At 38.8% G+C, this 14,294-nt stretch carries 1 protein-coding gene; it reads right to left on the bottom strand.

The genetic code is table 11. The features are described 5' to 3' along the window. Positions 1 to 22: 22 nt before the first annotated feature. Positions 23 to 14,242, bottom strand: coding sequence for an Ig-like domain-containing protein (locus tag ACKGJI_RS05450; RefSeq protein WP_458701564.1), 14,220 nt, complete (start codon positions 14,240 to 14,242; stop codon positions 23 to 25). Between the last annotated feature and the right edge of the window lie 52 nt (positions 14,243 to 14,294).

Here is a 14,294-nt window from a genome sequence, read left to right as displayed (position 1 = left end):
CAAAATTAGGGAACTTATTAAATTATCCATTATGATGCTGAATCTGATCATCCACAGTTGGTAAGATATTAGCTAATTCATCTGAAGTAAATATATCACTTGTCAATTTATCAGTATCTATATTTTGAGTGTCATCATTTGAATCTTGCTCTTGTTGATCATCGCTACTTATATTAGGTAACTCTAATTCATCATTGCCTTCTGGAGTATCTATGATATCTTCTAAATCTAAAGATTCTAAATCAGTTGCTGATGTAGTATCTTCGTTATTATCAGATGTGTCAGAGATATCTTCTACGCTTGATAAATCCAAACTATCAACATCTGCAAATATTTGGCTATCTAAACTATCACTAGCTTCAGTAGATTCTTGTACATTTTCTGCAAATATTTGGCTATCTAAACTATCACTAGCTTCAGTAGATTCTTGTACATTTTGTTCATCTAAGCTTTGATCCTCAACTATAGTATCAGTTATAATTTCACTATCTTGATTAGTATCACTAGTAGTTTCCAAAATTGGATTATTAGCACTCTCTAAACCACTAGTATCATCTGAAACCTGAGTATTTATGTTTTGATCTATCTCATGGTCACTAATATGTTCACTAAACTCGCTCGAGTCGATATCAGTGTGTGTCTCCAATACATCTTGAACATGAGTCATTGCATCATCTTCACTAACTGCTACTCTTCCAGTATTTTCAATAATACTTCTTAAATCATCCTCTGATATACTAGCTAAATCAAAGTTTTCATTACTAAATGCATCTCTCATCTCTTGAGTGATTACTATACCATCATAAGCATCACTGTTTGCATCCAAAGATTGAAGCAATACTGCCATATTTTCTACATACTCATCATTTAAATCTGTTCTATCAACATTTGCAATATCCTGTAAAAATACCTTATCATCAGATATATTGCTCATATCAACACTTCCTATTGTAACATTACCAAGCGTAAATGTAACAATATCTCCATCAAGATAATCAAAACTACCATCAGCATCCGTAAGTCCTGTTAGACCTGAAGATGTAGTATAAGTTAAGCCTTCTACTATTGCATCTAAAATAACTGCACTATTTGGATCATCATTATGGAATGTTCCATCATTTCCTAGTGTAAATGATGTATTATCAGCAGTAAACTGTATTTTCTCAAGACTATCAAAGGTAACATTAATATTATAACCGCTAATATTATCTTTTAAATCAATAGTGCCATCATTATTATATGTGATATCAATATTATCTGCAATAAGACCATTGTCAAAAACTAAAGTATCTTGGCCACTGCCCATAATGATAGAATTATTTGGTCTAATTACATTTCCAGTAATAGTCATGATATCATCACCATCTCCCATATCAATAGATATATTGTCATTTTTTATTCTAGAGACTGTTAAATTATCATCACCATCTCCCATATTTATGGTTGTATCATCATCTTTAATTATATCTGTAACTGTAATAGTATCATTTCCTGTACCTGTATTAACTACTGAACCATTTTGAATATCATCTCCAACTGTTATAGTATCATTTCCTGCTCCAGTAGATATATCTGCTCTAATATCATTTGTAGTAGATATTGTATCATCACCTATACCAGTAGTAATATCATTAGTAATACTAACATCACTCGATATCACTTGATTATTTGAATTTACTTGTATATTTAAAGTTTCGCTACTATTTGCAATACTTCCATTTGAACTCTCTGTTGTAGTAGAAGTTACATTAAGAGCATATGTAGTATTACTTGTCACAATTCCTGTTGGAAGATTGAATGTAAGTGAATTCAAATTCCAATTATTTATATCAACTGATGATGAAGAAGCTGTTGCTGTAAAAGTATTTGTACCATCTGATAATATTGCCCCATCTGGTATATCTGACACAGTTAAACTTGTGATGCTCTCTGAACCGTCAGTATCTACTAAACTTGTTGATATACTTAAATCAACAGGAACTCCTTCATTTGTTACCACTGTATCATTAGTTGAAATAGTTCTATCAAATGAAATTTCATGTATTAAGTAATCATCATACTGGCCAGGAGCTGAAAATACTATCTCATCAAATGATGAACCATTGCTAGGCTGAAATGTTTTTGCTGAATCATTTCCATCTGTTCCCCCAACATCAGTGACCTCTCCTACTTTAGTACCATTTTTATAAAACTCTATTACAGCATCTTCAGTTGTACCATCTTCACTAGAATTTGCTTTCCACGAAAAAGCAATATCTACTGATGTTATTTCCTGATCAAAATGAACACTCAGTTTTTCAGATCCAGTACCATCTAAATATCCAAGTTCGTCAGTATTACCTGATGCATTGCCACTAACACCAAATCCATTAACACTCGTAGATCCAGCCGTACCATGTATACTTATAGTAGAATTGCTTCCATCAGCATTAAATGCTGTTACAGTATATCCATCCGTAGTACTTGTTACATTGCTTATATCTATACTCTGTCTAACAGTTGATGTTGAACCTACATTAAGTGTTGGCGCATCTGCTACAGCTGTCACATCAAGTGTCATAGTTGCTGATGTTGCACTCCAATTTACTCCATCACTAACATTATATGTAAAAGTAGCATAATCGCTAAACTGATCACCAACTCCTGATGTAATGTACTCATCACTTCCAGATTCATTTGCATTTGCAATAAAAGTAAGTTCATTGTTGTTAAGCTGAGCAACCGTCACCTCAGTTGACGCAGTTATAGCTGTACCATTTAGATAAATCGTTCCATTTGTAGGTAGAGTTTCTATACGAACTGCTTGTAGAGAATCTCCAGCATTAACATCATTAAAACCAAAATCACTTGCTTTTAATATATAGCTAGTATCCTCAACAGCCGTAACTGAAGAATCAACTGAATTTGGAGCACTATTTGCTTCTCTAGAAATATCAAAAGTTGCAGTTGCACTTGCCTCATCTCCATCATTGTCTACTAAAGAAAATGTAATGTTTTCAGTATAATCTTGTGTCATTGTAGAATCTGGAACCATAGTATAATCACCATCATCAAGATCTACAGTCAATACACTATTTTTTACAGTTGTTATTGAAACAGTGTTTGTGGCACTATCAAATGTATATGAAGTATTGCCACTCCCACTAATACTCAATGTTGATACCCCGTCAAAGGTATATATATCACCATCAACAGCTATTGTATTTAAATGTCCACCATCAGCACCTGCAGAAAAACCATCCGTTACTATATTACCAGACAGTAAATTACCAGATAAATTTTCAGAAACAGTACTGCTTAGATAAGTGCTAACTTGAGATAAATCTGTAACTACTTTACCATCACTATTTGTATTGGTTATTCCATTATAAGCAATAGGATTAATATTATCAGCTGTTACTCCCGTTCCTATACCTAATGCAATAGAGTTTATATTATTATTAGATAAAAATGTTGTCCAAGTAGTTTCTTCAGATGCTTGAATTCCAACATCAGGTATATCATTATCTCCCCCACTATCAGACAATACACTTGTATCACCATCAGCATATCTTGGTTTTCCATCAGTTATGAAATAACTAACATTTTGACCATTTAGCAGTTTACCACTATCACTAAATGATGCCATAGCATCAAAAAGGGCTCCATCATAATTTGTCCACCCACCAGCACTTAAACTATTTACCTGATTGATCGCGGTTTGTGCATCTACCCAAATACTACCTACAGGATCAGCATGTGTAGAAAATGGTACAACTCTTACCATCAAACTACCTTGTTCTTCATAAGAGTTTATCAAGTCTATAACAGCCTGCTTTTCAACATCTAATCTAGACAAAGAATTACCATTAGAATCTACAATGCCAGAAGGATCATTCATACTACCTGAAACATCTAAAACCAACATCAAATTAGTATTTTGTATAGGTAATTCTATAGATTGTGTGATATTAGTCGCAACTGGCATATCATCTTCTATGCCAATACTAAGAGTCGCGCTAGTAGTAGAATTTGCAGTATTAGTACCATCTGAAACATTAACCCCAACATCAAAACTCAAAACATCTTCGACAGAATTTTCAGGATGATCTACAGGACCACTAAGCGTTACAGTATAATCGCCATTATTCTCTACATGTACACTGATTATTTCATTTCCATTTGCAGAACCAACCAAATCAGAAGAACCATCAGCATTAGATGAACCGCCAGTCCAATCTAAATCAACTCCATTAGATTTTATAGTTGGGATAGAACTACTATCAAGAGTAACACTCAAAGTATCCCCATCAACATCAGATATATTTATGGTACCACTGTAAATCCTACTATCTGTAATATCATCCCCAGCATTAGCACCTGTAGTATCTACTAAACCATTTACTAAACCTTCTTCTGAAACTCTTGCACTATCATCAACTGCTGTTGGAGCTTCATTTACATTCAACTCTTTTAATGTAATATCAGCTTCCGTTGTATTTCCAGCTGCATCACTTGCAATAACTGTATAAATTCCACTATTTAAACCTTGCTCATAATCATTTACCTCAGAAGCAACCCCAAGAGCAGTAATAGTGATTTGACCATCATCATCAATATGATAATAACCATCAGCACTCAACTTAGAATCATTTGGATCTGCATTTTTAAATACATAATCAACAATATCACTATTATTATCTAAAGTACCAATGACTGCATTATCCTGTTGATTTTCATTGTATTCTATTGTTTTGTTATTTAAAATTATTTCTGTATCTACTGTAAAGGCAGCACTTGTCGTTGTATTTGTATTGCCATATGGATCTGTTGCATTGGCTGTGATTGTATGGCTTCCATCACCAAGAGTAGTATTTACATCTGTACTCCAAGTTCCATCTGCTGCTACTGTCGCTGTTCCGATTTGAGTATTGTTTTCATCAAGAAGAACGATTGTGCTTCCAGCTTCACCTGTTCCGCTGATAGTCGGTGTGTTGTCATTTGTATCACTGATTGTATCTATTGTCACTGGTGTTACTGTATCTTTACTAATTGTATCCGTTACTGTTTGTGCTGGGTTTCCAAGGGCATCTTGTGCATCGAGGCTTACCGTTAGCGTTCCATCATTTAAGCTTGATACATCTGTTGTTGTCGACCATGATCCATCTGTGTTTACTGTTATGGTAGCTGGGTCAATGGTAATTGTATTGGTGCCATCACTCACGCTAAGAGCTGTGATAGTTCCGCCTGCTTCTATAGTTCCGGAGAGTTTTGTGGCAGTTTGATCATCGATTGTACTGATCATATCATCATTGTTTGAATCATCTTTGATATCTACAGTTGCGGATGTTGTCGTATCTACTGTAAAGGCAGCACTTGTCGTTGTATTTGTATTGCCATATGGATCTGTTGCATTGGCTGTGATTGTATGGCTTCCATCACCAAGAGTAGTATTTACATCTGTACTCCAAGTTCCATCTGCTGCTACTGTCGCTGTTCCGATTTGAGTATTGTTTTCATCAAGAAGAACGATTGTGCTTCCAGCTTCACCTGTTCCGCTGATAGTCGGTGTGTTGTCATTTGTATCACTGATTGTATCTATTGTCACTGGTGTTACTGTATCTTTACTAATTGTATCCGTTACTGTTTGTGCTGGGTTTCCAAGGGCATCTTGTGCATCGAGGCTTACCGTTAGCGTTCCATCATTTAAGCTTGATACATCTGTTGTTGTCGACCATGATCCATCTGTGTTTACTGTTATGGTAGCTGGGTCAATGGTAATTGTATTGGTGCCATCACTCACGCTAAGAGCTGTGATAGTTCCGCCTGCTTCTATAGTTCCGGAGAGTTTTGTGGCAGTTTGATCATCGATTGTACTGATCATATCATCATTGTTTGAATCATCTTTGATATCTACAGTTGCGGATGTTGTCGTATCTACTGTAAAGGCAGCACTTGTCGTTGTATTTGTATTGCCATATGGATCTGTTGCATTGGCTGTGATTGTATGGCTTCCATCACCAAGAGTAGTATTTACATCTGTACTCCAAGTTCCATCTGCTGCTACTGTCGCTGTTCCGATTTGAGTATTGTTTTCATCAAGAAGAACGATTGTGCTTCCAGCTTCACCTGTTCCGCTGATAGTCGGTGTGTTGTCATTTGTATCACTGATTGTATCTATTGTCACTGGTGTTACTGTATCTTTACTAATTGTATCCGTTACTGTTTGTGCTGGGTTTCCAAGGGCATCTTGTGCATCGAGGCTTACCGTTAGCGTTCCATCATTTAAGCTTGATACATCTGTTGTTGTCGACCATGATCCATCTGTGTTTACTGTTATGGTAGCTGGGTCAATGGTAATTGTATTGGTGCCATCACTCACGCTAAGAGCTGTGATAGTTCCGCCTGCTTCTATAGTTCCGGAGAGTTTTGTGGCAGTTTGATCATCGATTGTACTGATCATATCATCATTGTTTGAATCATCTTTGATATCTACAGTTGCGGATGTTGTCGTATCTACTGTAAAGGCAGCACTTGTCGTTGTATTTGTATTGCCATATGGATCTGTTGCATTGGCTGTGATTGTATGGCTTCCATCACCAAGAGTAGTATTTACATCTGTACTCCAAGTTCCATCTGCTGCTACTGTCGCTGTTCCGATTTGAGTATTGTTTTCATCAAGAAGAACGATTGTGCTTCCAGCTTCACCTGTTCCGCTGATAGTCGGTGTGTTGTCATTTGTATCACTGATTGTATCTATTGTCACTGGTGTTACTGTATCTTTACTAATTGTATCCGTTACTGTTTGTGCTGGGTTTCCAAGGGCATCTTGTGCATCGAGGCTTACCGTTAGCGTTCCATCATTTAAGCTTGATACATCTGTTGTTGTCGACCATGATCCATCTGTGTTTACTGTTATGGTAGCTGGGTCAATGGTAATTGTATTGGTGCCATCACTCACGCTAAGAGCTGTGATAGTTCCGCCTGCTTCTATAGTTCCGGAGAGTTTTGTGGCAGTTTGATCATCGATTGTACTGATCATATCATCATTGTTTGAATCATCTTTGATATCTACAGTTGCGGATGTTGTCGTATCTACTGTAAAGGCAGCACTTGTCGTTGTATTTGTATTGCCATATGGATCTGTTGCATTGGCTGTGATTGTATGGCTTCCATCACCAAGAGTAGTATTTACATCTGTACTCCAAGTTCCATCTGCTGCTACTGTCGCTGTTCCGATTTGAGTATTGTTTTCATCAAGAAGAACGATTGTGCTTCCAGCTTCACCTGTTCCGCTGATAGTCGGTGTGTTGTCATTTGTATCACTGATTGTATCTATTGTCACTGGTGTTACTGTATCTTTACTAATTGTATCCGTTACTGTTTGTGCTGGGTTTCCAAGGGCATCTTGTGCATCGAGGCTTACCGTTAGCGTTCCATCATTTAAGCTTGATACATCTGTTGTTGTCGACCATGATCCATCTGTGTTTACTGTTATGGTAGCTGGGTCAATGGTAATTGTATTGGTGCCATCACTCACGCTAAGAGCTGTGATAGTTCCGCCTGCTTCTATAGTTCCGGAGAGTTTTGTGGCAGTTTGATCATCGATTGTACTGATCATATCATCATTGTTTGAATCATCTTTGATATCTACAGTTGCGGATGTTGTCGTATCTACTGTAAAGGCAGCACTTGTCGTTGTATTTGTATTGCCATATGGATCTGTTGCATTGGCTGTGATTGTATGGCTTCCATCACCAAGAGTAGTATTTACATCTGTACTCCAAGTTCCATCTGCTGCTACTGTCGCTGTTCCGATTTGAGTATTGTTTTCATCAAGAAGAACGATTGTGCTTCCAGCTTCACCTGTTCCGCTGATAGTCGGTGTGTTGTCATTTGTATCACTGATTGTATCTATTGTCACTGGTGTTACTGTATCTTTACTAATTGTATCCGTTACTGTTTGTGCTGGGTTTCCAAGGGCATCTTGTGCATCGAGGCTTACCGTTAGCGTTCCATCATTTAAGCTTGATACATCTGTTGTTGTCGACCATGATCCATCTGTGTTTACTGTTATGGTAGCTGGGTCAATGGTAATTGTATTGGTGCCATCACTCACGCTAAGAGCTGTGATAGTTCCGCCTGCTTCTATAGTTCCGGAGAGTTTTGTGGCAGTTTGATCATCGATTGTACTGATCATATCATCATTGTTTGAATCATCTTTGATATCTACAGTTGCGGATGTTGTCGTATCTACTGTAAAGGCAGCACTTGTCGTTGTATTTGTATTGCCATATGGATCTGTTGCATTGGCTGTGATTGTATGGCTTCCATCACCAAGAGTAGTATTTACATCTGTACTCCAAGTTCCATCTGCTGCTACTGTCGCTGTTCCGATTTGAGTATTGTTTTCATCAAGAAGAACGATTGTGCTTCCAGCTTCACCTGTTCCGCTGATAGTCGGTGTGTTGTCATTTGTATCACTGATTGTATCTATTGTCACTGGTGTTACTGTATCTTTACTAATTGTATCCGTTACTGTTTGTGCTGGGTTTCCAAGGGCATCTTGTGCATCGAGGCTTACCGTTAGCGTTCCATCATTTAAGCTTGATACATCTGTTGTTGTCGACCATGATCCATCTGTGTTTACTGTTATGGTAGCTGGGTCAATGGTAATTGTATTGGTGCCATCACTCACGCTAAGAGCTGTGATAGTTCCGCCTGCTTCTATAGTTCCGGAGAGTTTTGTGGCAGTTTGATCATCGATTGTACTGATCATATCATCATTGTTTGAATCATCTTTGATATCTACAGTTGCGGATGTTGTCGTATCTACTGTAAAGGCAGCACTTGTCGTTGTATTTGTATTGCCATATGGATCTGTTGCATTGGCTGTGATTGTATGGCTTCCATCACCAAGAGTAGTATTTACATCTGTACTCCAAGTTCCATCTGCTGCTACTGTCGCTGTTCCGATTTGAGTATTGTTTTCATCAAGAAGAACGATTGTGCTTCCAGCTTCACCTGTTCCGCTGATAGTCGGTGTGTTGTCATTTGTATCACTGATTGTATCTATTGTCACTGGTGTTACTGTATCTTTACTAATTGTATCCGTTACTGTTTGTGCTGGGTTTCCAAGGGCATCTTGTGCATCGAGGCTTACCGTTAGCGTTCCATCATTTAAGCTTGATACATCTGTTGTTGTCGACCATGATCCATCTGTGTTTACTGTTATGGTAGCTGGGTCAATGGTAATTGTATTGGTGCCATCACTCACGCTAAGAGCTGTGATAGTTCCGCCTGCTTCTATAGTTCCGGAGAGTTTTGTGGCAGTTTGATCATCGATTGTACTGATCATATCATCATTGTTTGAATCATCTTTGATATCTACAGTTGCGGATGTTGTCGTATCTACTGTAAAGGCAGCACTTGTCGTTGTATTTGTATTGCCATATGGATCTGTTGCATTGGCTGTGATTGTATGGCTTCCATCACCAAGAGTAGTATTTACATCTGTACTCCAAGTTCCATCTGCTGCTACTGTCGCTGTTCCGATTTGAGTATTGTTTTCATCAAGAAGAACGATTGTGCTTCCAGCTTCACCTGTTCCGCTGATAGTCGGTGTGTTGTCATTTGTATCACTGATTGTATCTATTGTCACTGGTGTTACTGTATCTTTACTAATTGTATCCGTTACTGTTTGTGCTGGGTTTCCAAGGGCATCTTGTGCATCGAGGCTTACCGTTAGCGTTCCATCATTTAAGCTTGATACATCTGTTGTTGTCGACCATGATCCATCTGTGTTTACTGTTATGGTAGCTGGGTCAATGGTAATTGTATTGGTGCCATCACTCACGCTAAGAGCTGTGATAGTTCCGCCTGCTTCTATAGTTCCGGAGAGTTTTGTGGCAGTTTGATCATCGATTGTACTGATCATATCATCATTGTTTGAATCATCTTTGATATCTACAGTTGCGGATGTTGTCGTATCTACTGTAAAGGCAGCACTTGTCGTTGTATTTGTATTGCCATATGGATCTGTTGCATTGGCTGTGATTGTATGGCTTCCATCACCAAGAGTAGTATTTACATCTGTACTCCAAGTTCCATCTGCTGCTACTGTCGCTGTTCCGATTTGAGTATTGTTTTCATCAAGAAGAACGATTGTGCTTCCAGCTTCACCTGTTCCGCTGATAGTCGGTGTGTTGTCATTTGTATCACTGATTGTATCTATTGTCACTGGTGTTACTGTATCTTTACTAATTGTATCCGTTACTGTTTGTGCTGGGTTTCCAAGGGCATCTTGTGCATCGAGGCTTACCGTTAGCGTTCCATCATTTAAGCTTGATACATCTGTTGTTGTCGACCATGATCCATCTGTGTTTACTGTTATGGTAGCTGGGTCAATGGTAATTGTATTGGTGCCATCACTCACGCTAAGAGCTGTGATAGTTCCGCCTGCTTCTATAGTTCCGGAGAGTTTTGTGGCAGTTTGATCATCGATTGTACTGATCATATCATCATTGTTTGAATCATCTTTGATATCTACAGTTGCGGATGTTGTCGTATCTACTGTAAAGGCAGCACTTGTCGTTGTATTTGTATTGCCATATGGATCTGTTGCATTGGCTGTGATTGTATGGCTTCCATCACCAAGAGTAGTATTTACATCTGTACTCCAAGTTCCATCTGCTGCTACTGTCGCTGTTCCGATTTGAGTATTGTTTTCATCAAGAAGAACGATTGTGCTTCCAGCTTCACCTGTTCCGCTGATAGTCGGTGTGTTGTCATTTGTATCACTGATTGTATCTATTGTCACTGGTGTTACTGTATCTTTACTAATTGTATCCGTTACTGTTTGTGCTGGGTTTCCAAGGGCATCTTGTGCATCGAGGCTTACCGTTAGCGTTCCATCATTTAAGCTTGATACATCTGTTGTTGTCGACCATGATCCATCTGTGTTTACTGTTATGGTAGCTGGGTCAATGGTAATTGTATTGGTGCCATCACTCACGCTAAGAGCTGTGATAGTTCCGCCTGCTTCTATAGTTCCGGAGAGTTTTGTGGCAGTTTGATCATCGATTGTACTGATCATATCATCATTGTTTGAATCATCTTTGATATCTACAGTTGCGGATGTTGTCGTATCTACTGTAAAGGCAGCACTTGTCGTTGTATTTGTATTGCCATATGGATCTGTTGCATTGGCTGTGATTGTATGGCTTCCATCACCAAGAGTAGTATTTACATCTGTACTCCAAGTTCCATCTGCTGCTACTGTCGCTGTTCCGATTTGAGTATTGTTTTCATCAAGAAGAACGATTGTGCTTCCAGCTTCACCTGTTCCGCTGATAGTCGGTGTGTTGTCATTTGTATCACTGATTGTATCTATTGTCACTGGTGTTACTGTATCTTTACTAATTGTATCCGTTACTGTTTGTGCTGGGTTTCCAAGGGCATCTTGTGCATCGAGGCTTACCGTTAGCGTTCCATCATTTAAGCTTGATACATCTGTTGTTGTCGACCATGATCCATCTGTGTTTACTGTTATGGTAGCTGGGTCAATGGTAATTGTATTGGTGCCATCACTCACGCTAAGAGCTGTGATAGTTCCGCCTGCTTCTATAGTTCCGGAGAGTTTTGTGGCAGTTTGATCATCGATTGTACTGATCATATCATCATTGTTTGAATCATCTTTGATATCTACAGTTGCGGATGTTGTCGTATCTACTGTAAAGGCAGCACTTGTCGTTGTATTTGTATTGCCATATGGATCTGTTGCATTGGCTGTGATTGTATGGCTTCCATCACCAAGAGTAGTATTTACATCTGTACTCCAAGTTCCATCTGCTGCTACTGTCGCTGTTCCGATTTGAGTATTGTTTTCATCAAGAAGAACGATTGTGCTTCCAGCTTCACCTGTTCCGCTGATAGTCGGTGTGTTGTCATTTGTATCACTGATTGTATCTATTGTCACTGGTGTTACTGTATCTTTACTAATTGTATCCGTTACTGTTTGTGCTGGGTTTCCAAGGGCATCTTGTGCATCGAGGCTTACCGTTAGCGTTCCATCATTTAAGCTTGATACATCTGTTGTTGTCGACCATGATCCATCTGTGTTTACTGTTATGGTAGCTGGGTCAATGGTAATTGTATTGGTGCCATCACTCACGCTAAGAGCTGTGATAGTTCCGCCTGCTTCTATAGTTCCGGAGAGTTTTGTGGCAGTTTGATCATCGATTGTACTGATCATATCATCATTGTTTGAATCATCTTTGATATCTACAGTTGCGGATGTTGTCGTATCTACTGTAAAGGCAGCACTTGTCGTTGTATTTGTATTGCCATATGGATCTGTTGCATTGGCTGTGATTGTATGGCTTCCATCACCAAGAGTAGTATTTACATCTGTACTCCAAGTTCCATCTGCTGCTACTGTCGCTGTTCCGATTTGAGTATTGTTTTCATCAAGAAGAACGATTGTGCTTCCAGCTTCACCTGTTCCGCTGATAGTCGGTGTGTTGTCATTTGTATCACTGATTGTATCTATTGTCACTGGTGTTACTGTATCTTTACTAATTGTATCCGTTACTGTTTGTGCTGGGTTTCCAAGGGCATCTTGTGCATCGAGGCTTACCGTTAGCGTTCCATCATTTAAGCTTGATACATCTGTTGTTGTCGACCATGATCCATCTGTGTTTACTGTTATGGTAGCTGGGTCAATGGTAATTGTATTGGTGCCATCACTCACGCTAAGAGCTGTGATAGTTCCGCCTGCTTCTATAGTTCCGGAGAGTTTTGTGGCAGTTTGATCATCGATTGTACTGATCATATCATCATTGTTTGAATCATCTTTGATATCTACAGTTGCGGATGTTGTCGTATCTACTGTAAAGGCAGCACTTGTCGTTGTATTTGTATTGCCATATGGATCTGTTGCATTGGCTGTGATTGTATGGCTTCCATCACCAAGAGTAGTATTTACATCTGTACTCCAAGTTCCATCTGCTGCTACTGTCGCTGTTCCGATTTGAGTATTGTTTTCATCAAGAAGAACGATTGTGCTTCCAGCTTCACCTGTTCCGCTGATAGTCGGTGTGTTGTCATTTGTATCACTGATTGTATCTATTGTCACTGGTGTTACTGTATCTTTACTAATTGTATCCGTTACTGTTTGTGCTGGGTTTCCAAGGGCATCTTGTGCATCGAGGCTTACCGTTAGCGTTCCATCATTTAAGCTTGATACATCTGTTGTTGTCGACCATGATCCATCTGTGTTTACTGTTATGGTAGCTGGGTCAATGGTAATTGTATTGGTGCCATCACTCACGCTAAGAGCTGTGATAGTTCCGCCTGCTTCTATAGTTCCGGAGAGTTTTGTGGCAGTTTGATCATCGATTGTACTGATCATATCATCATTGTTTGAATCATCTTTGATATCTACAGTTGCGGATGTTGTCGTATCTACTGTATGAGTTGAAGTAGTTGTTGCGCTAAATTCGTTACCATTATCATAACTACCAGTTACAGTTGCATCGAAACTTGTATCATTTTCTAAATCAGATCCAGCTACATCAACTGACCATGTTTTGTCTGCAGCTACGATAGCTGAATAATCTGTTCCATTTACATTGAAAGTTACTGTATCACCAGCTTCAGCGTCACCACCAACTGTACCAGTTACAGTTACAGTTCCAGCAGCTTCAGTTGCATTAAGGATATCATCTGTTGTTATATTATCTACTGTAATAGTTGCAGATGCTGTTGTATCTACTACTTCACTTCCTACATTATCAATTTGTCCTAAAATCTGTTCTCCATTAAAAAACAAATTATCAACACTTCTACTATTGGCATCAGTATCTAAGTGATAAGTATCAACATCTCCTCTATCATCTGTTCTGTTAGCAACGAAAGGTTCTACTATACCGCCATCGCTATTTGGTCCAGTGATTCCTGCGGCTGTATCTTCTGTCGGGAGGTTGGATCCGTTTAGTATGGCTTGTTGTTCGGCTGTTATGTCTTCTTGTGGTAGTGGGGTGTCATTTAGGACTGTTTGGTCTAGTAGTGTTAAATCACCTTCATCTAGAGCCATCTCTTTACCGTTGTTTAAAGTGAACTCTATGTGGCTTCCAGGCCCTACTGGGTTTATGATATCGCCTTCGTAGATTGGATCACCTACTGCTAAAACTCTGATTGTTCCATCGCTTGCTTTTGCTTGAACTACTCCGATTACTGCTTTTACCGTGCCAACTGCTGCCATGATATTTTCCTTATTACTTTATTATTAACTTTATAATAGCAAAGTTTCAAGG

The organism is Sulfurospirillum sp. 1307 (assembly GCF_054408545.1).
This window is presented reverse-complemented; position numbering and strand designations above follow the sequence as displayed.

What these genes read in the sequence shown, in the direction of transcription:
- ACKGJI_RS05450 (WP_458701564.1), bottom strand. Translation starts at nt 14,242, where the DNA reads ATGGCAGCAGTTGGCACGGTAAAAGCAGTAATCGGAGTAGTTCAAGCA.